The organism is Delftia sp. 11MD (genome assembly GCF_050907895.1).
GTDB classification, from domain to species: domain Bacteria; phylum Pseudomonadota; class Gammaproteobacteria; order Burkholderiales; family Burkholderiaceae_C; genus Comamonas; species Comamonas tsuruhatensis.
Genome location: NZ_CP194333.1, coordinates 5865850 through 5884264, shown reverse-complemented (window position 1 = coordinate 5884264; position 18415 = coordinate 5865850). Strand labels below are relative to the sequence as shown.

At 66.2% G+C, this 18415-nt stretch carries 16 protein-coding genes and 1 CRISPR repeat array; of the genes, 7 read left to right on the top strand and 9 right to left on the bottom strand.

The features are described from left to right. Positions 1–29: 29 nt before the first annotated feature. Together csy3 and cas6f are read left to right on the top strand one after the other, a co-directional pair. A complete protein-coding gene (gene csy3, locus ACRSCF_RS26945; RefSeq protein WP_034366809.1) occupies positions 30–1058 on the top strand; it encodes a type I-F CRISPR-associated protein Csy3 in 1029 nt (342 codons plus the stop codon). Between the two features lie 5 nt (positions 1059–1063). Further along, complete coding sequence (cas6f, locus tag ACRSCF_RS26940; RefSeq protein ID WP_034366869.1) at positions 1064–1630, top strand: type I-F CRISPR-associated endoribonuclease Cas6/Csy4; 567 nt, start codon at positions 1064–1066, stop codon at positions 1628–1630. A gap of 129 nt (positions 1631–1759) precedes the next feature. Beyond that, positions 1760–6652: a CRISPR direct-repeat array (repeat unit 28 nt; unit sequence GTTCGCTGCCGCATAGGCAGCTCAGAAA). Between the two features lie 37 nt (positions 6653–6689). Here cas6f and ACRSCF_RS26935 read toward each other — a convergent pair. Continuing rightward, a complete protein-coding gene (locus tag ACRSCF_RS26935) occupies positions 6690–7055 on the bottom strand; it encodes a hypothetical protein (protein ID WP_034367332.1) in 366 nt (121 codons plus the stop codon). Positions 7056–7211: 156 nt separating this feature from the next. Here ACRSCF_RS26935 and ACRSCF_RS26930 point away from each other — a divergent pair, with 156 nt between their 5' ends. Next, complete coding sequence (locus ACRSCF_RS26930) at positions 7212–7577, top strand: Arc family DNA-binding protein (RefSeq protein WP_244387562.1); 366 nt, start codon at positions 7212–7214, stop codon at positions 7575–7577. A gap of 10 nt (positions 7578–7587) precedes the next feature. Here ACRSCF_RS26930 and ACRSCF_RS26925 read toward each other — a convergent pair whose 3' ends face one another. Next, positions 7588–8346, bottom strand: a complete 759-nt coding sequence (locus ACRSCF_RS26925; RefSeq protein ID WP_244387560.1) for a sulfite exporter TauE/SafE family protein — start codon at positions 8344–8346, stop codon at positions 7588–7590. 190 nt (positions 8347–8536) lie between these two features. Further along, positions 8537–8842 carry a LysR substrate-binding domain-containing protein gene (locus tag ACRSCF_RS26920; RefSeq protein ID WP_074920924.1) on the bottom strand — a complete coding sequence of 102 codons (306 nt, stop codon included), beginning with the start codon at positions 8840–8842 and terminating at the stop codon, positions 8537–8539. Between ACRSCF_RS26920 and ACRSCF_RS26915 the strand changes: the two genes are divergently transcribed. Together ACRSCF_RS26915 and ACRSCF_RS26910 are read left to right on the top strand one after the other, a co-directional pair. Beyond that, entirely contained in the window at positions 8829–9383 is a 555-nt protein-coding gene (locus ACRSCF_RS26915) for a CoA transferase (protein ID WP_244387558.1), read from the top strand. The two genes, ACRSCF_RS26920 and ACRSCF_RS26915, sit on opposite strands and share 14 nt — an antisense overlap. A 41-nt stretch (positions 9384–9424) precedes the next feature. Continuing rightward, positions 9425–10411, top strand: coding sequence for an MDR family oxidoreductase (locus ACRSCF_RS26910; RefSeq protein ID WP_012203153.1), 987 nt, complete (start codon positions 9425–9427; stop codon positions 10409–10411). Positions 10412–10435: 24 nt separating this feature from the next. Here ACRSCF_RS26910 and ybeY read toward each other — a convergent pair whose 3' ends face one another. Together ybeY and ACRSCF_RS26900 are read right to left on the bottom strand one after the other, a co-directional pair. Next, a complete protein-coding gene (ybeY, locus tag ACRSCF_RS26905; RefSeq protein WP_016446534.1) occupies positions 10436–10894 on the bottom strand; it encodes an rRNA maturation RNase YbeY in 459 nt (152 codons plus the stop codon). A 70-nt stretch (positions 10895–10964) separates the two neighbouring features. Further along, on the bottom strand, positions 10965–11936 hold the full coding sequence (locus ACRSCF_RS26900; protein WP_016446533.1) for a PhoH family protein: 972 nt from the start codon (positions 11934–11936) through the stop codon (positions 10965–10967). 125 nt (positions 11937–12061) lie between these two features. Between ACRSCF_RS26900 and ruvA the strand changes: the two genes are divergently transcribed. Both ruvA and ruvB read left to right on the top strand, forming a co-directional pair. Further along, a complete protein-coding gene (ruvA, locus tag ACRSCF_RS26895) occupies positions 12062–12634 on the top strand; it encodes a Holliday junction branch migration protein RuvA (RefSeq protein ID WP_016446532.1) in 573 nt (190 codons plus the stop codon). 7 nt (positions 12635–12641) lie between these two features. Then, positions 12642–13727, top strand: a complete 1086-nt coding sequence (gene ruvB / locus ACRSCF_RS26890) for a Holliday junction branch migration DNA helicase RuvB (RefSeq protein WP_016451874.1) — start codon at positions 12642–12644, stop codon at positions 13725–13727. Positions 13728–13734: 7 nt separating this feature from the next. On the opposite strand, the gene ACRSCF_RS26885 is transcribed toward ruvB, so the two are convergent. The 4 genes from ACRSCF_RS26885 to ACRSCF_RS26870 all read right to left on the bottom strand — a co-directional run bounded on the left by ACRSCF_RS26885 (position 13735) and on the right by ACRSCF_RS26870 (position 18169). Then, complete coding sequence (locus ACRSCF_RS26885; RefSeq protein ID WP_012203158.1) at positions 13735–14451, bottom strand: MgtC/SapB family protein; 717 nt, start codon at positions 14449–14451, stop codon at positions 13735–13737. Positions 14452–14514: 63 nt separating this feature from the next. After that, a complete protein-coding gene (gene mgtA, locus ACRSCF_RS26880; protein WP_244387556.1) occupies positions 14515–17274 on the bottom strand; it encodes a magnesium-translocating P-type ATPase in 2760 nt (919 codons plus the stop codon). A gap of 18 nt (positions 17275–17292) precedes the next feature. After that, the gene (locus tag ACRSCF_RS26875; RefSeq protein WP_034367374.1) at positions 17293–17712 is read right to left on the bottom strand and encodes a hypothetical protein; all 420 of its coding nucleotides are present in this window, start codon (positions 17710–17712) and stop codon (positions 17293–17295) included. Between the two features lie 214 nt (positions 17713–17926). Continuing rightward, entirely contained in the window at positions 17927–18169 is a 243-nt protein-coding gene (locus ACRSCF_RS26870) for a hypothetical protein (protein WP_034367336.1), read from the bottom strand. Positions 18170–18415: the final 246 nt, after the last annotated feature.

Here is an 18415-nt window from a genome sequence, read left to right as displayed (position 1 = left end):
CACACCGTATTGCCAAAGGATTGAACACCATGTCCAGCACCCTCAAGACCGCATCCGTCCTCGCCTTCGAACGCAAGCTCGACCCCTCTGACGCCGTCTTCCACGCAGGCAACTGGGATGACCGGGCGGCCTCCGCCTCCTGGCCCTCCGTCAAGCTGCGCGAGAAATCCGTGCGCGGCACCATCTCCAACCGCCTCAAGACCAAGGACCAGGACCCGGCCAAGCTCGACGCTGCCATCGAGAACCCCAACCTGCAGACCGTGGACGTGGCAGCCCTGCCCGCCGATGCCGACACGCTCAAGGTGCAGTTCACGCTGCGCGTGCTGTCTGGCGCAGGCACCCCGTCTGCCTGCAACAGCGCCGAATACCAGGCCAGGCTCGCGCAAACGGTGCAGGCCTATGCCTCGGCCCAGGGCTTTGCCGAACTGGCCAACCGCTATGCGGCCAACCTGGCGAACGGACGCTTTCTGTGGCGCAACCGCGTGGGCGCGGAAAGCGTGCAGGTGCAGGTGGTGCAGCTCAAGGATGGCAAGGCCGGGCAGGCATGGTCGTTCGATGCGCTGGCCCACAACCTGCGCACGCTGGAGCAGCCTGACGAGAAAGTGGCTGCGTTGGGCAGCGTGATCGCGCAGGGGCTTGAGGGCAATGCCCATGTGCTGCTGCAGATCACCGCCTTTGTGCGCCTGGGCGCGGGCCAGGAAGTCTTCCCCTCGCAGGAACTGATCCTTGACAAGGGCAGCACCAAAAAGAGCAAGACGCTCTACCAGATCGGGGAAAAAGGCCAGGAGGTCGCCGCCATCCACTCCCAGAAAATCGGCAACGCCCTGCGCACCATCGACACCTGGTACGACGGCGCGCAGGACCTGGGACCCATCGCGGTCGAGCCCTACGGCTCCGTCACTACCCAGGGCAAGGCCTGGCGCCAGCCCAAGCAAAAGCAGGACTTCTACACCCTGCTGGACGACTGGCTGCTCAAGGACAAGGTGCCGCCCGTCGAGCAGCAGCACTTCGTGATGGCCGTGCTGATCCGTGGCGGCGTCTTCGGCGATGCGAGCTGATGGCCATGACCTCGCACTACATCGACATCACGCTGCTGCCTGACCCGGAATTCAGCCACGCCCACCTGCTGGGCGCGCTGGTCGCCAAGCTGCACCGCGCGCTCGTGCAACTGGGCAGCGCTGACATAGGCATCAGCTTTCCCGGCTACAGCCTGCGTCCACGCACTCTGGGCACCATCCTGCGCCTGCATGGCAGTGAAGCCGCGCTGCGCGGTCTGATGGAACAGCCCTGGCTGCAGGGCATGCGCGATCACGTGCACTGCACGCCGCCAGCTTTGGTGCCAGAGGGCGCCGTGCCCTACCTGGTGCAACGCCGGCAATTCAAGACCAGCCCCGACCGCCTGCGCCGCCGCCGCATGCGGCGCAAGGGAGAAACCGCTGAACAGGCCGCGGCCGCCATCCCCGACAGCGTGGAGCGCACCCCGGACCTGCCCTACGTTCAACTGCGCAGCGCCAGCACCGGCCAGCCGTTTTGCCTGTTCGTGGAGCAGAAAGCGGTGCAGGGAACGGCGGGCCAGGAAGGCTTCAACACCTACGGGCTGAGCCTGGGAACTGCTGTTCCCTGGTTCTGACCCTTTTTCTGGCGGCCTGAAGACTGCCTTGTAAATCAACAGCTTGGCGGATGCCCCGGAATTTGGGGTGTTCGCCAGCTGGAGGTGAAAGCTCTTTCAAAATCAATGGATTAGGGAATTTTTTGCCTAGTTCGCTGCCGCATAGGCAGCTCAGAAAAGCTGGGCCCGGCTCGCGAGTGTTGGTTCTCGGTTCGCTGCCGCATAGGCAGCTCAGAAATTGCCGAGATCTGGCCAGTTGATGGACTGGACGTTCGCTGCCGCATAGGCAGCTCAGAAACAAAGCGACTCTGCTTCCAGCATGGGCGGCGCGTTCGCTGCCGCATAGGCAGCTCAGAAATATGCGAAGTGGATCGATGGCGGTCACAACGCGTTCGCTGCCGCATAGGCAGCTCAGAAAACGGGTATTTTTCCCTTTTGATTTTTTGGATAGTTCGCTGCCGCATAGGCAGCTCAGAAATTCCACCATTCCACCGCCACCCGGTAGCCCTTGTTCGCTGCCGCATAGGCAGCTCAGAAAAAGTTGCTCAGCAGCTGAACCTCGGCTGCGGCGTTCGCTGCCGCATAGGCAGCTCAGAAAGACCCGTGAACTCAACCTCCTCACGGTTGAGGTGTTCGCTGCCGCATAGGCAGCTCAGAAAATCTACGAGCGCATCCCGCACTGGTTCAACCAGTTCGCTGCCGCATAGGCAGCTCAGAAAAGCCGCCGCGCGGGCCGGATATGCGGGTCTCAAGTTCGCTGCCGCATAGGCAGCTCAGAAAACGAGCTCGCGGCTGTAGCCGGTGTCGTCCTGGTTCGCTGCCGCATAGGCAGCTCAGAAATGTCGCGCTTGTCGCCGCGCTCGCGGGCTCTAGTTCGCTGCCGCATAGGCAGCTCAGAAATGCTTGCCGTCGCGGAACAGCAGGGCCGGGTCGTTCGCTGCCGCATAGGCAGCTCAGAAACTGGAAACGCCTGCAGCCCCGGCCGACCAGCATGTTCGCTGCCGCATAGGCAGCTCAGAAAAAAGCGCTCTGGCGCATCCACAAGGAAGCCTCGTTCGCTGCCGCATAGGCAGCTCAGAAAAACTGCGCCGCCTGGCGGGCGGTACTGCTGGCGTTCGCTGCCGCATAGGCAGCTCAGAAAATCAGGCAGGAAAGCGGATCTGGCGCGCGGGCGTTCGCTGCCGCATAGGCAGCTCAGAAATGTGAAGACCTCGCCATCAAGACCGTCATCGCGTTCGCTGCCGCATAGGCAGCTCAGAAAAGCGCAGGAAGCGCCTGCAGCCCCGGCCGTGCGTTCGCTGCCGCATAGGCAGCTCAGAAATGCAGCAGCAGGAAGAGATTGCAAAGCTGAAAGTTCGCTGCCGCATAGGCAGCTCAGAAAAAGCACAGGGCGCCGCTGTTTCTTTGCCGCGCGTTCGCTGCCGCATAGGCAGCTCAGAAAAGCTGCGCCGCATGCAGGAATGCGGATGGCTCGTTCGCTGCCGCATAGGCAGCTCAGAAAAGTGGTCCGGCACGAACCCCGCGCACCCGGCCGTTCGCTGCCGCATAGGCAGCTCAGAAAATCACGGTAGGCGACCGCGAGATCGAGGCGCCGTTCGCTGCCGCATAGGCAGCTCAGAAATGCGCGGGGCCAACCTGGACGGGGCCAACCTGGTTCGCTGCCGCATAGGCAGCTCAGAAATTCGGGATTCAGCGCGTGTTCCTCCAGCCAGTGTTCGCTGCCGCATAGGCAGCTCAGAAAATCTGCAGCGCCATCGACGACTGGCTGCGCGAGTTCGCTGCCGCATAGGCAGCTCAGAAATGCTGCAACTCATCCCCACCACCCTCACGCGAGTTCGCTGCCGCATAGGCAGCTCAGAAAACGGCGGCTTCAAACCGGCCCGCCATGACGTCGTTCGCTGCCGCATAGGCAGCTCAGAAATCTTCCACGAACTCAGGCGCGAACGGAGGGCCGTTCGCTGCCGCATAGGCAGCTCAGAAAACCGCCCAGGTCCGCATGTGTGGCAACAGCGTGTTCGCTGCCGCATAGGCAGCTCAGAAAAAAACCAGATCGAACGCGGCGTAATCGCAAAAGTTCGCTGCCGCATAGGCAGCTCAGAAAAGCAACCTGGCGTGTTCGAAACCCCACGCCTCGTTCGCTGCCGCATAGGCAGCTCAGAAAGCGCAAAAAGTTGCTCACGGCAGTCTGCCCGCGTTCGCTGCCGCATAGGCAGCTCAGAAAATGGGGATCCAAACCTTGCCGTCGCGCGGATCGTTCGCTGCCGCATAGGCAGCTCAGAAACCGGCCGACACCGATCTGCGCAAGGCGCTGCAGTTCGCTGCCGCATAGGCAGCTCAGAAAAGGAGGTCTAGATGATCACCCCGCAGCCATCCGTTCGCTGCCGCATAGACAGCTCAGAAAAGTGCCGCGCGGGAACACCTCGGCATCCCACCGTTCGCTGCCGCATAGGCAGCTCAGAAATGACGGCGACCCCTGGGGCCTGGCGGGCTTGTGTTCGCTGCCGCATAGGCAGCTCAGAAACGAGGCTGCAGCACTTGAGCGCGCACAGGAAAGTTCGCTGCCGCATAGGCAGCTCAGAAATGAGTCTCGTAGACGTTCTTAGGCGTCGCAGTGTTCGCTGCCGCATAGGCAGCTCAGAAAAGCGTAGGTGTGGCCGATGCGGCCCTCTGCGTGTTCGCTGCCGCATAGGCAGCTCAGAAATCGGGCGTGTAGGGGAACGCTACCCACAACACGTTCGCTGCCGCATAGGCAGCTCAGAAAGGGTCGGGCACGCGCTCGAAGTGGTAATCGCGGTTCGCTGCCGCATAGGCAGCTCAGAAATTCGGGAAGCCTTCACCCTGCCGTGCCTCCAGGTTCGCTGCCGCATAGGCAGCTCAGAAACAGTTGGGTTCATCGAACGTCGTCGCGGGAATGTTCGCTGCCGCATAGGCAGCTCAGAAAGAGCGCAATCGCTGACTCCTGATCTCGACTGAGTTCGCTGCCGCATAGGCAGCTCAGAAATTGGGGGAGATCGGCTGACGGTAGCCAGGCGAGTTCGCTGCCGCATAGGCAGCTCAGAAAATAGAGGCGAAGTGGTTCAGCTTGGAAGAAGTGTTCGCTGCCGCGTAGGCAGCTCAGAAAAACGCAGGGCATCTGGGTCGTGCTGGTCCACCGTTCGCTGCCGCGTAGGCAGCTCAGAAAGTGACGCTCATCGCCGAGCCGGTAATCGGCCAGTTCGCTACCGCGTAGGCAGCTCAGAAATTGAAGCGCAGCATCCAGCGCTGCGGGATCGCGTTCGCTGCCGCGTAGGCAGCTCAGAAAAGACGAGGCGCGCGCTGCGGTGTCGAGAGACTGTTCGCTGCCGCGTAGGCAGCTCAGAAAGTCAAGGAAGCCCTTGTTCGCGGCATCAATAGGTTCGCTGCCGCGTAGGCAGCTCAGAAAACGCCGAACTGCAGCGTGATCGAGCCCGTGGCGTTCGCTGCCGCGTAGGCAGCTCAGAAAACTTGGCCCCCATGCTGGCTGACCAGCCACGATGTTCGCTGCCGCGTAGGCAGCTCAGAAATCAGAAAGATGTGGTTCGAGTTTAGGGACTGGGTTCGCTGCCGCGTAGGCAGCTCAGAAATTGAGCTTGCCCATTTCCTCGTCCTTCTCTTCGTTCGCTGCCGCGTAGGCAGCTCAGAAAATGGCCTACGAAATGATCTCGCGCCCCGTGGCGTTCGCTGCCGCGTAGGCAGCTCAGAAAATGCGCGGTCACAGTGCTCCAACCCGCCGAACGTTCGCTGCCGCGTAGGCAGCTCAGAAAATGGATTGCGGGCCGTTCCAGACCACGGCATGGTTCGCTGCCGCGTAGGCAGCTCAGAAAGAAGCCCGGCGAAGGCCTGCCCTGCGGCCACTGTTCGCTGCCGCGTAGGCAGCTCAGAAACTGGAGGATTGGGCCGGCGCCTTCCTCGAAAAGTTCGCTGCCGCGTAGGCAGCTCAGAAAAGCAGGGCGCGGACCATCGGCCCGCTGAACAGGTTCGCTGCCGCGTAGGCAGCTCAGAAATCGATGAGGTCTTCCGCCATAGCCTCTGCGCTGTTCGCTGCCGCGTAGGCAGCTCAGAAAATGATGGCGTCCGGGTGGCCCGCGTAGCCCAGGTTCGCTGTCGCGTAGGCAGCTCAGAAACCACTGGGCACAAGGAGAGCTGACATGCAGACGTTCGCTGCCGCGTAGGCAGCTCAGAAAACCCGTCAGCAGGGCCACAGCGCCCGTGACGCGTTCGCTGCCGCGTAGGCAGCTCAGAAACGATCCTGTCCGTCTGCTGGAGATGACTCAGGGTTCGCTGCCGCGTAGGCAGCTCAGAAAATCGACATCACGCGCGCCCAAGCCGCCGCCGAGTTCGCTGCCGCGTAGGCAGCTCAGAAATACGGGGAGCAGGCGCAGGCTTTCCCCCGGCAGTTCGCTGCCGCATAGGCAGCTCAGAAATGCTTGATCGCCAGGTCGCGGTCGGTAGTTGCGTTCGCTGCCGCATAGGCAGCTCAGAAATTGAGGCACTGGACCTCTGTATTGCTGATCCAGTTCGCTGCCGCATAGGCAGCTCAGAAATGGAACCAGTTGATGGGCAACAACCAGACCGGGTTCGCTTCCGCATAGGCAGCTCAGAAAGATGCAATCTGAGGACACACCATGAACTGGCAGTTCGCTGCCGCATAGGCAGCTCAGAAATGACCCCCTCCCCCGGCTCGTAGCCGTGGAACGTTCGCTGCCGCATAGGCAGCTCAGAAACCGCCGGGGGCTCGGATCGATACCCGCCACGGGTTCGCTGCCGCGTAGGCAGCTCAGAAATGTCCAAAGTCTGCTTTGGCGCCGGTTGCGTCGTTCGCTGCCGCGTAGGCAGCTCAGAAACTGGCCAAGCTCGCAAATCATGTGGCCAAAGAGTTCGCTGCCGCGTAGGCAGCTTAGAAAATCTCGGGCCAGATCCGTTTCCACCGCACAGGGTTCGCTGCCGCGTAGGCAACTCAGAAAACGGAGCCGCCCGGCGCGGGGGGGGGCGCTCAGGTTCGTTGCCGCTTAGGCAGCTCAGAAAGGCTGCTGACTTGGAGGCGACAGAGAAGCCTCTGCATTCAACCTTCCGGGCCATGCTCCGCGTATTCCACAAAGGACGGTGCTTCATCAAACAGTTGCAAGAGCAGTTTGAGGCGCCGGGCGTAGAGGCTCTGTGGCCGGTTGAAGGCCTGGGCTGCCAGGGCGATGGCTGCGCGGGCGAGATACCACTCGTTGTCGAATTCGCTGGCGTCCTCGAATACCTTGTGCCGAATTTGCCGGATGTGATTCAGCGCCAGGTCTGCGGCCAGGTCCACCTCTACATCCGCGTCATGCCAGTCCCTGTCGGCACAGCGTGTTTCGATCAGGGCAACCAGCCCCATCTCTGCGCGGGCAATGGACAGGGCGATCATTTGCTGCATGGTGGGCCAGGCAGCGGTGTCCATCGTGCAGGGCTTGTTCGTTGGGTGTCGTGACGCAGCCATATCGATTCCTTTGTCGTCGCTTCAATGACTCGGGCTTTCTATGCACGATCTATGCACTCAATATTCTATGCATTGTGCATAGAAAATGGCAAGCGTGTTCCATGGCAAAGTGCGCGGATGGCACGCGACGACCCAACCATCTACATGCGTATCCCTCAGGAGTTGAAGGATCTGCTGGATGCCGCTTCTGAAGAGAACCGGCGCTCAATGACTGCCGAGGTCGTGTCTCGGCTACAGCAGACCTTTGCGGCGCCGCGCGTTTCGGGCATGGACAGCGGTAGTTCGCAAATGAATCTGAATACCCGCGTCGGTGACGAAACGCTGGAAACCGTGAAGCGTATCGAAGAGCGGTTGCAATCGCTTGCGCAAGCCCTGGCCCTGCCACAGCGCGGCCCTCAGCCAGACACGGATGCGGCGACGCCGGAAAAATCCACAGGCAAGCGCGTATCGAAGTCAGCGCAGAGTGCGGCGTCGAAGAAGTAGCTTTCAGGCCTCACTGCCTCCAGAAAAACACCCCCGCCATCACCAGCCCCGTCAGCACGATGCCCGCGCGCAGCCATTCGGGCGGGATGCGGCGCGCCAGGCGGGCGCCGCCGTAGCCGCCTGCGGTGGCGGCGATCATCATGACCAGGGCCTGCTCCCACTGCACGACGCCGCCGGCCGCATAGATGGCGACGGCAATGGCCGTGAGCAGGGCGGAGACCAGGTTCTTCATGCCGTTCATGGCATGCAGCCTGGTCTGGCCCAGCAGGCCGAACAGGGCCAGCAGCAGGATGCCCAGGCCGCCGTTGAAGTAGCCGCCGTAGATGGCCACGGCCAGCATGCCGGCGCCGGCCTTCAGGGGCGATGCATGGGCGGCATGCTCGGCGCTGCCGCGTGATGCCATGCGCCTGAGCTGGGGCGCGAAGGCGAACATGGCGGTGGCGGCCAGCAGCAGCCAGGGGACGACCTTGCGGAACAGGTGGTCTGGCGTGACCAGCAGCAGGGCCGCGCCCAGCGAGCCGCCGATGAGCGACAGCAGGATGACGCCGCGCATGCCCAGGCCGGGCGGCGGCTCCATGTCCTGGCGAAAGCCCCAGGCACCGGCCATGTAGCCGGGCAGCAGGGCGACGGTGCCGGTGGCGTTGGCGGCCACGGGCGGCACGCCGGTGAAGACCAGGGCGGGCAGGGTGAGGAAGCTGCCGCCTCCGGCAACGGCATTGAGCGCGCCGGCCACGAAGGCGGCGCTCATGAGTAGTGCGATGTCCCACATGGGTGTTGTCTCCTCCTGGAGCCGGGCATCGGCAGGCCGCCGTGGCCTTGCGCGGCCAGGCCGGTGTTATAGGTCGAGGCCGATCTTAGTGCCGGACCATCGGCCGGGCTGTCGCACCGGCATGGCGGCTGGGTCAGGGCTGCTTTGCGCAAAAGGACAGGATCGCGCCGGCGTGGTGGCCACCTGGCGACTAGGGCGGCTCCACCGCCGGGCCGGGCAGGCCCAGCGTGGCGCGCAGCAGGGCAACGCGCGGGTTGGCGACGGCGCTGCGGTAGATCAGCGCCACGGGGCCCATGGAGATGGCGGGTGTGACATGCACCCTGCGCACCCCCAGCGACCGGGGCGAGGCCTGCAGCGTGGAGTCGGGCACGGCGCTGAGCCCCAGGCCGGCCCGGACCAGTTGCAGGTTGGTGAAGGGGCTGGTGGATTCAATGACGGGCGTGGGCGCGATCACGCCTTCGCGGCGGAACACCTCTTCCATCATGCGGCGCAGCATGGAGCTGCGCGTGGGCAACCGGGGCTATACGGGGAGCCCGGCGGCCGACACCTACCGGTGCGCCGACGGCTGGCTGTCCACGGCCGCCAACACGCCGCAGCAGTTTCGCAGGCTCGCCAGCGTGCTGGACCTCGATGCCTTCAATGCGCCCGAGGGCGGCTTTGTCGCCGCGCGCGATGCGTCCGCGCTGCAGCGACTGCAGGCATGTCTGGCCGAGGCCTTCGCCGCACGCAACGCACGGGACATGGAAGCCCGGCTCAACGCCGTGGGCGTGCCTGCCGCCAGGGTGCGGCGCCTGGGTGAATTCCTGGGCGAGGCCCGCGCCGCCGGCACCGTGTCACCTGTGAGCTATGGCGCCGGCGGCGCTGCGGTGGACACTCCGGGACTGGGGTTCCGGTGGATGGATGCCGCGCCCCTGCCGGGTGCGCCGGCCCCCGTCCTGGGCGATGGCAACCTTGCGCTGCTGCGGGAGCTGAGGATGGTGGACGAGGCCATCGCCCGCCTGTGCCGCAGCGGCGTGCTGGGCGCGCCGCAGTCCTGATTGCCTTTGGATTCCTTTGCCACTGCCTTGCTGGAGACCCCATGTTCAAAGCCTTGCTGCTGACCCAACCCGTACCGCGTGAAACCCGTGCCGAGTGTGTGGAGCTGGACGAAGCCAGCCTGCCCGCCGGCGCGGTGCGCGTGGCCGTCTCGCATTCCACGCTCAACTACAAGGATGCACTGGCCATCACGGGGCGCTCGCCCGTGGTGCGCCAGTTCCCCATGGTGCCGGGCATCGACCTGGCCGGCACGGTGCTGGACAGCGAGGACGCGCGTTTCCAGCCCGGCGATGCCGTGCTGCTCAACGGCTGGGGCGTGGGCGAGACCCACTGGGGCGGGCTCGCCCAGCAGGCGCGGGTGAACGGCGACTGGCTGATCCGCCGGCCCGAGGCCTTCAGCGCACGGGATGCCATGGCCATAGGCACGGCCGGCTATACGGCCATGCTGTGCGTGATGGCGCTGCAGGCGCATGGCATCACGCCTTCCAGCGGCCCGGTGCTGGTGACGGGGGCCAATGGCGGCGTGGGCAGCATTGCCGTGGCCCTGCTGTCGCGCCTGGGTTTCGAGGTGCACGCCGGCACCGGGCGGCCCGAACAGGCCGAGCACCTGAAGGCGCTGGGCGCGGCGCGGATCGTGGAGCGCAGCAGCCTGGATGCGCCCGGCAAGCCGCTGCAAAAGGAGGTCTGGGCGGCGGCCGTGGACAGCGTGGGCAGCCATACGCTGGCCAATGTGTGCGCCAGTCTGCGCTACGGCGGCTGCGTGGCGGCCTGCGGACTGGCCCAGGGGCTGGACCTGCCGGCTTCCGTGGCACCGTTCATTCTGCGCGGCGTGTCGCTGCTGGGCATCGACAGCGTCTATGCGCCGCAGGCGCGGCGCGAGCAGGCCTGGGCGCGGCTGGCTGCCGAGCTGCCGCGCGAGGTGCTGGAGCGCAATACCGAAGAGGCGGGCCTGGCCGATGCGGTTGCGCTGGCGCCCCGGCTGCTTGCCGGCCAGGTGCGCGGCCGGGTCGTCATCGATACGGCGCGCTGAGGCCCGCGCGGGGCCTGGTGCCGCCTACTTGGCGTAGGGGTCGGCAAAGCCCAGCTCGACCATGATCTCGGTCTCGTAGGCTTCCATTTCCTCGGCGTCCTGCTCGCTGGTTTCATGGTCCCAGCCCTGGGCATGCAGCGTGCCGTGCACCAGCAGGTGGGCGTAGTGCTCCTCCAGCGTCTTGTTCTGCTCGCGCGCCTCGCGCTCGACCACGGGGGCGCACAGCACCAGGTCGGCCATGGCGGTGGGCTCCTGCTGGTAGTCGAAGGTCAGGACGTTGGTGGCGTAGTCCTTTTGTCGGTACTCGCGGTTGAGCTGCTGGCCTTCCTCGGCATCGACGATGCGCACGGTGATTTCGGCATCGACGGCCAGGGCGTGGCGTATCCAGCGCGTGACCTTGCTGCGGGACAGCACGGCGCGGTGGGCGGGCGCCTCGGCAAAGCGCGCGAATTGCAGGGACAGTTGCAGTTGGTTCAGGGACATGGGGAAGTGCGTGGGCGTGAGCTTGTGCTTTGGAGCGCCCGTGGGCGGGCGTCTGCTGTGGCTGTCGGGATCAAGGCGCTGCAAGGCGCGGTGCGGCACGGCGTGCCGGGGCCTGGCCGCGTGCGTCGTAGGCGTCCACGATGCGGGCCACCAGCGGGTGGCGCACCACGTCGGCGCTGGTGAAGTGGTTGATGGCGATGCCCTTGACGCGCTTCAAGACGCGCTCGGCATCGATCAGGCCGCTCAGGGCACCCTTGGGCAGGTCGATCTGGCTGACGTCGCCCGTGACCACGGCGCGGGCGCCGAAGCCGATGCGCGTGAGGAACATCTTCATCTGCTCGGGCGTGGTGTTCTGCGCCTCGTCCAGGATGACGAAGGCGTTGTTCAGCGTGCGCCCGCGCATGAAGGCCAGCGGCGCGATCTCCAGCACATTGCGCTCGAAGGCCTTTTGCACCTTCTCGTAGCCCATGAGGTCGTAGAGCGCGTCGTACAGCGGGCGCAGGTAGGGGTCGACCTTCTGCGTGAGGTCGCCGGGCAGGAAGCCCAGGCGCTCGCCCGCTTCCACGGCCGGGCGCGTGAGCACGATGCGCTGCACGGCGCTGCGCTCCAGCGCGTCCACGGCGCAGGCCACGGCTAGGTAGGTCTTGCCGGTGCCGGCCGGGCCGATGCCGAAGGTGATGTCGTGGCGGGCGATGTTCTCCAGGTAGGCCGACTGGTTGGCCGTGCGCGCGCGCAGGTCGGGGCGGCGCGTGGACAGCTGGATGGCGTCCAGGGGCTGCTCGATGAGTTCGGTGTCGCCGGCCAGCATGAGCTGCAGCGAATCGTCCAGGATGGGGTCGTCGGCCATCTCGTAGAGGGCCTGCAGCAGCTCCAGTGCGTCGTTGGCCTTGGCCTTGGGGCCGTCGATCTTGAATTGCTCGTGGCGGTGGGCGATCTTGACGCCCAGGGCGATCTCGATGGTGCGCAGGTGCGCGTCGGCCGGGCCGCACAGATGGCTCAACCGGTTGTTGTCGTGGGGTGTGAAGGTGTGGCGCAGGATCACGCGGATAATTCCAGAGATTCCGGGCGGCGGCCAGCGCGAGGGCGTGGTGCCATACCCTGTGAATGGGCCGGCGTTCGGTTGCGGACGGGCATGAAAAGCCGCCCCTGGGGCGGCAAAGGACACCAATGATAGGCAAATTGACAGGAACGCTGCTGGAAAAAAACCCGCCCGAGGTGCTGGTGGACTGCGGCGGCGTGGGCTACGAGGTGCAGGTGCCCATGAGCACCTTCTACAACCTGCCGGCCAGCGGGGCCAGGGTCAGCCTGCTGACGCACTTCGTGGTGCGCGAGGATGCGCAGCTTCTGTACGGCTTTGGCACGCACAGCGAGCGCCAGGCGTTCCGCGAGCTGATCAAGATCACCGGCATCGGCCCGCGCATGGCGCTGTCGGTGCTCAGCGGCATGAGCGTGGAGGACCTGGCCCAGGCCGTGACGCTGCAGGAGGTGGGCCGCCTGGTCAAGGTGCCGGGCATCGGCAAGAAGACGGCCGAGCGCCTGCTGCTGGAGCTCAAGGGCAAGATCGGCGCCGATACGGGCGCGCAGTCGCTGTTCGTGAACAACGACCAGAACGACATCGTGCAGGCGCTGATGGCGCTGGGCTATTCCGACAAGGATGCGGCCGCCGCGCTCAAGAAGCTGCCGCCCGACGTGGGTGTGACCGAAGGCATCAAGCTGGCGCTGAAGGCGCTGGCCAAGTGAGCGGCGCATGAGCATCCATACCGACGATTTCGGGCAGGGCGGCTTTCCGCAGGGCGGTTTCGCGCCCGACAAGGCACCGGAAAAGCCGCGCATGATTTCGGCAGCGCCGGTCTCGCGCGGGGAAGAGGCCATGGAGCGCGCCCTGCGCCCCAAGCTGCTGCAGGAGTACGTGGGCCAGGCCAAGGCGCGCGAGCAGCTGGAGATCTTCATCGGCGCGGCCCGAAAGCGCAGCGAGGCGCTGGACCATGTGCTGCTGTTCGGCCCGCCGGGCCTGGGCAAGACCACGCTGTCGCACATCATCGCGGCCGAGCTGGGCGTGAACCTGCGCCAGACCAGCGGCCCCGTGCTGGAAAAGCCCAAGGACCTGGCGGCGCTGCTGACCAACCTCGAAGCCAACGATGTGCTGTTCATCGACGAGATCCACCGCCTGTCGCCCGTGGTCGAGGAAATCCTCTACCCGGCGCTGGAGGACTACCAGATCGACATCATGATCGGCGAGGGGCCGGCGGCGCGCTCCATCAAGCTGGACCTGCAGCCGTTCACGCTGGTGGGCGCGACCACGCGCGCGGGCATGCTGACCAACCCGCTGCGCGACCGCTTCGGCATCGTGGCGCGGCTGGAGTTCTATACGGCCGAGGAGCTGGCGCGCATCGTGCGGCGCAGTGCAGGCCTGTTGAACGCGCCCATCGATGACGAGGGCGCCTTCGAGATCGCGCGCCGCTCGCGCGGCACGCCGCGCATTGCCAACCGCCTGCTGCGCCGCGTGCGCGACTATGCCGATGTGCGCGGCGACGGCAGCATCACGCGCGAGCTGGCCGACCGCGCGCTGGCCATGCTCGATGTCGATCCCCAGGGCTTCGACATCATGGACCGCAAGTTGCTGGAGGCCGTGGTGCACCGCTTCGACGGCGGCCCCGTGGGCCTGGACAACATCGCGGCCAGCATCGGCGAGGAGGCGGGCACCATCGAGGATGTGATCGAGCCCTACCTGATCCAGCAGGGCTTTTTGCAGCGCACGCCGCGCGGGCGCATGGCGACCCAGGCGGCGTACCGCCACCTGGGCCTTCCCGTGCCGGGCGACGACGCCAGCTGACGCAGGCTCACTCCTCCGTGCCGGCGTTCCAGAAGGCCTGCAGCACGCCGGGCAGGGCCTCGATGGCGGCGATCACGCGGTCCAGCTCGTCGGAGTCCACCGAGGTGGCGTAGAGCATGGCCTCGATCTCGGTGTCCTGCGGGCCGAAGGCATGGGTTTCCACGCCTCGCACGGGGTAGCTGGCGTTCTCCAGCAGCTCCAGCATCTGCTCGCGCACATCGCCCTGGGCGCCGCGGTGGCAGATGGCGTAGACGTAGTAGGTCGACTCCGTGGATTCGTCATCCACCGGGCGGCGGTTGATGCGGTTGACCACGGGGCGCAGCAAGGTGTTGCTGGCCAGCACGAACAGCGTGGCCAGGCCGGCCTCGGCCACCAGGCTGGCGCCCGCGCAGGCGCCCACGGCGGCCGAGCCCCACAGCGTGGCCGCCGTGTTCAGCCCGGTGATGTTGGCCCCTTCCTTCATGATGGCGCCCGCACCCAGGAAGCCCACGCCCGAGACCACGTAGGCCACCACGCGCGTGGCGCCCTCGGCCCCGCCCAGGCGCACGGCCAGATCCACGAAGACGGCCGCGCCCACGGCGACCAGGGTGTTGGTGCGCAGCCCCGCCGTGCGCTGGCGCACCTGGCGCTCCAGGCCGATGAGGGCGCCGAACACGAAGGCCGTGGTCAGGCTGACGAAGGTGTCCAGCATGGCGCCGGGGTTGAGGTTCTGCAGGGCCTGCATGGGGTTCCGGGCTTTCCTGGTGAATGGGTTGAAGGGGCGTTGAAAGAGGCGCTGAAGGGTGCGTCACTGCCAGCCGTAGCGGCGGATGTAGACGCGCTTGAGCAGCGTGGCCAGGCAAGCGTAGCCCAGCAATATGGCAATCATCCACGGGAAGTAGGCCGCCGGCAGCGCCTGCAGCTTGAAGTAGCCGGCCAGGGGCCCCATCGGCAGGAAGATGCCGGCCGCCATCACGGCCGCCGTGGCCAGCAGCAGCGGCCAGGACGGGCGGCTTTGCAGGAAGGGGATCCTGGGCGTGCGGATCATGTGCACGATCAGCGTCTGCGTGAGCAGCCCGATGACGAACCAGCCCGACTGGAACAGCGTCTGCTGTCCGGGCGTGTTGGCGGCGAAGACGAACCACATCAGCGCGAAGGTCAGGATGTCGAACAGCGAGCTGATGGGCCCGAAGAACACCATGAAGCGGCCCAGGTCGGCCGGGTTCCAGCGCAGCGGCTGGCGCACCAGTTCGTCGTCCACGTTGTCGAAGGGGATGGCGATCTGCGAGAGGTCGTACAGCAGGTTCTGCACCAGCAGGTGCAGCGGCAGCATGGGCAGGAAGGGGATGAAGGCCGAGGCCACCATCACCGAGAACACGTTGCCGAAGTTGGAGCTGGCCGTCATGCGGATGTACTTCAGCATGTTGCTGAAGGTGCGCCGGCCCTCGATCACGCCCTGCTCCAGCACCATCAGGCTTTTTTCCAGCAGGATGATGTCGGCCGCTTCCTTGGCGATGTCCACGGCGCTGTCCACGCTGATGCCGATGTCGGCCGCGCGCAGGGCCGGGGCGTCGTTGATGCCGTCGCCCATGAAGCCGGTGATGTGGCCGTTGGCGCGCAGCGCATGCACGATGCGCTCCTTGTGCAGCGGCGTGAGCCGGGCGAACAACTGGTGCCGCTCCACCGTCTGGCGCAGCATCTCGTCGTTCATGTGCTCGATCTGCGTGCCCAGGACGATGTGGTCTGCGGGCAGCCCCACATCGCGGCAGACCTTGGCGGCCACCAGTTCGTTGTCGCCGGTCAGCAGCTTGACGGCCACGCCGTGCGCGGCCAGGGCGGCCAGCGCCTCGGCCGTGGTTTCCTTCGGTGGGTCCAGGAAGGCGATGTAGCCGATCAGGGTCAGCTCCGACTCGTCGGCCACGCCGTAGTCGCTCTTGTGCGGCGGCACTTCCTTCATGGCCACGGCGACCACGCGCAGGCCATCGCGGTTGAGTTCGCGCGTCACGCGGCGCACGCGGGCCAGCTGCCCCTCGTCCAGCGGGCGCGTGCCGTCGCCCTCGCGCAGCCGGGTGCAGGCGCCCAGGATTTCCTCGACCGCGCCCTTGCAGATCAGCTCGTGGTGGTGGCCGCGCTCGGCCACCACCACGGACATGCGGCGGCGCTCGAAGTCGAAGGGGATCTCATCGACCTTGCGGTAGTCCTCGGCCACGCGCATCTGGGTGTGCAGCTCCACGTGTTCCAGCACGGCATGGTCGAGCAGGTTCTTCAGGCCCGTCTGGTAGTGGCTGTTGAGGTAGGCGAAGCGCAGCGTCTCGTCGCAGGGCTGGCCGAAGGCGTCGGTGTGCCGCTCCAGCACGATGCGGTCCTGGGTCAGCGTGCCGGTCTTGTCGGTGCACAGCACGTCCATGGCGCCGAAGTTCTGGATGGCGTCCAGCCGCTTGACCACGACCTTGCGGCGCGACAGCACCACGGCACCCTTGGCCAGAGTGGAGGTCACGATCATGGGCAGCATCTCGGGCGTCAGGCCCACGGCCACGGACAGCGCGAACAGGAAGGCCTCGGCCCAGTCGCCCTTGGTGTAGCCGTTGATGAACAGCACCACGGGCACCATCACGGCCGCGAAGCGGATCAGCAGCCAGCTGACGCTGTTGACCCCGGTCTCGAAGGCCGTGGGCGCGCGGTCGTTGGAGGTCACCCGCGTGGCAATGGTGCCGAAATAGCTGCGGTTGCCCGTGGCCAGCACCACGGCCAGCGCCGTGCCCGAGACCACGTTGGTGCCCATGAACAGCAGGTTGCTGGCGTCCAGCACGCCGGTGCCATTCGATGCACTGGCGTCGGCGCGCTTTTCCACGGGCAGGGATTCGCCGGTCATGGCGGACTGGCTCACGAACAGGTCCTTGGCGCTGAGCACGCGGCAGTCGGCAGGAATCATGTCCCCGGCCGACAGCACCACGAAATCGCCGGGCACGACCTCGCGCAGCGGCACCTCGTAGCGGCGCGCCTGCTGGCCGAAGCCGCTGTGCGGGGCGTCTGCGGAGTCGGCATCTGCAGGGGCCGGTGGGCCGCCATTGCGGCGCAGCACCGTGGCCGTGCTGCTGACCATGGCCTTGAGCCGCGCGGCGGCGCGGTTGGAGCGGCCTTCCTGCACAAAGCGCAGCAGCGTGGACAGCAGCACCATGGAGGCGATGACGACCGTGGCCTTCATGTCCTCCGTGGCGTAGGAGACCACGGCCAGCAGCGTCAGCAGCAGGTTGAAGGGATTGCGGTAGCAGTACCACAGGTGCAGCCAGCCGGGCAGCGGCTTTTCGTGCTCGACCTCGTTGGGGCCCAGACGCGTGAGCGCGGCGCGGGCCTGCTCGCGGGTCAGGCCGTCCTCGCTGGAGCCGGTGCGCGCCAGCACGGCGGCAATGTCATCGCGCGAGGCGCGCAGCAGCTCGCGCGTGAGGGTCGGCGATACCGAGCGCGAGTGGTGCACGGCCGTGCCCGAGGGCAGGGCATTGCGCCGGAACAGCCCCAGGGCGTGGCGGCTGCGCAGAAACGCCTGGAACAGGTGCTTGAGGCTTTTCATGGTGACCTCCCTGGCGGCTCAGGCCTGGCTCGAACGAAGGGTGGCGCGCAGCCAGTGCCAGTTGCGCTGGCAGGCGCACAGCAGGCGGCGGCGCAGCGGCGGGCGGGCCACGGTGGCCGACTGCAGCCATTGGCGCCGCGCATGGGCAGGCAGGTGGCGGTAGACCTCGGCGCGCTCCTGCGCCGCCAGCAGGGACAGGACGTCGGCCTGCTGGCGCTGCGTGAGCGCCACGAGGGAATGGGCGAAGAGATCGGGGCCGTGTTGCTGCAGCAGGGTGTGCAGTTGCCCAGTGTGGCGTGCCGCAATGGCGGCTTGCAGGGCCAGCTGCAAGGTGCTGGCGCGGGTGGTGTGGGAGGTGCGGCTGGCGCGTGTGGAGACGGGTGCTGTTGCGGGCGTGGCTGCGGGCATGGTCCGCAGTGCGGTGATGACGTGTTGCATGGCGGGCTTCTTTCGTTGCGGCCGAAAGAAGCCCGGCACCTATCCGTCAATGGACGTGCACGGGTCTCCCGGCCGGGGCCTTGGGAAGGGGCGGAAGGGCCGCAGGCATGTGCGGCCGGACCGTATCGGAGGGGTCAGGGCAAGATCGACTCGGATCGGGGTCCATGGGGGAACTCCTTTCTGACGATGGGGCGGACAAGGCTGCGGCGCGCGCTCAGCGCGGCTGCAGGCTCAGAAAGCTGCGGATGCGGTGCGTGGGCCAGTGGGTCTGCAGGTCCAGGTGCATGGCGTGCTCCATGGCCGATGGGGCCTGGGCCTGCATCTGTGCCTGTGCCTGTGCCTTGGCCTGCATTGCTGCCTGGGAGGCAGCCACGCGCGTGCCGGTGGCGCCGGGGCAGGGCGCGGCAGTGGCAGGCTGCAGGCGTTGCATTGCGGGGCGAGCGAACGGTGTGGACATGGCTTTCTCCTTGGCGAACCAGGAAGACTGCCGCGGGCAGGGCCGTCAAGCAGCGTGGGCCGCGCGCTGCAACGGGGCAGGCACGGACACGCGGTCAGTGAACCACAGCAACTGGAATCTCAGGTGCAGGGGCGGCATGCCTGATGCAAGCCAGATGCCACTGCATCGCCGGGCGGGCGCGAAGATCCAAGGGGAAACGCAGCAATGGAAGGAAGCCGGCCGACATGGCCGCTCCCTTCACAGGAG

Excerpts from the sequence above, each read along its gene's own strand:
- csy3 (WP_034366809.1), top strand. The coding sequence starts at position 30 with ATGTCCAGCACCCTCAAGACCGCATCCGTCCTCGCCTTCGAACGCAAG.
- cas6f (WP_034366869.1), top strand. The coding sequence starts at position 1,064 with ATGACCTCGCACTACATCGACATCACGCTGCTGCCTGACCCGGAATTC.
- ACRSCF_RS26935 (WP_034367332.1), bottom strand. The coding sequence starts at position 7,055 with ATGGACACCGCTGCCTGGCCCACCATGCAGCAAATGATCGCCCTGTCC.
- ACRSCF_RS26930 (WP_244387562.1), top strand. The coding sequence starts at position 7,212 with ATGGCACGCGACGACCCAACCATCTACATGCGTATCCCTCAGGAGTTG.
- ACRSCF_RS26925 (WP_244387560.1), bottom strand. The coding sequence starts at position 8,346 with ATGTGGGACATCGCACTACTCATGAGCGCCGCCTTCGTGGCCGGCGCG.
- ACRSCF_RS26915 (WP_244387558.1), top strand. The coding sequence starts at position 8,829 with ATGCGGCGCAGCATGGAGCTGCGCGTGGGCAACCGGGGCTATACGGGG.
- ACRSCF_RS26920 (WP_074920924.1), bottom strand. The coding sequence starts at position 8,842 with ATGCTGCGCCGCATGATGGAAGAGGTGTTCCGCCGCGAAGGCGTGATC.
- ACRSCF_RS26910 (WP_012203153.1), top strand. The coding sequence starts at position 9,425 with ATGTTCAAAGCCTTGCTGCTGACCCAACCCGTACCGCGTGAAACCCGT.
- ybeY (WP_016446534.1), bottom strand. The coding sequence starts at position 10,894 with ATGTCCCTGAACCAACTGCAACTGTCCCTGCAATTCGCGCGCTTTGCC.
- ruvA (WP_016446532.1), top strand. The coding sequence starts at position 12,062 with ATGATAGGCAAATTGACAGGAACGCTGCTGGAAAAAAACCCGCCCGAG.
- ruvB (WP_016451874.1), top strand. The coding sequence starts at position 12,642 with ATGAGCATCCATACCGACGATTTCGGGCAGGGCGGCTTTCCGCAGGGC.
- ACRSCF_RS26885 (WP_012203158.1), bottom strand. The coding sequence starts at position 14,451 with ATGCAGGCCCTGCAGAACCTCAACCCCGGCGCCATGCTGGACACCTTC.
- mgtA (WP_244387556.1), bottom strand. The coding sequence starts at position 17,274 with ATGAAAAGCCTCAAGCACCTGTTCCAGGCGTTTCTGCGCAGCCGCCAC.
- ACRSCF_RS26875 (WP_034367374.1), bottom strand. The coding sequence starts at position 17,712 with ATGCAACACGTCATCACCGCACTGCGGACCATGCCCGCAGCCACGCCC.
- ACRSCF_RS26870 (WP_034367336.1), bottom strand. The coding sequence starts at position 18,169 with ATGTCCACACCGTTCGCTCGCCCCGCAATGCAACGCCTGCAGCCTGCC.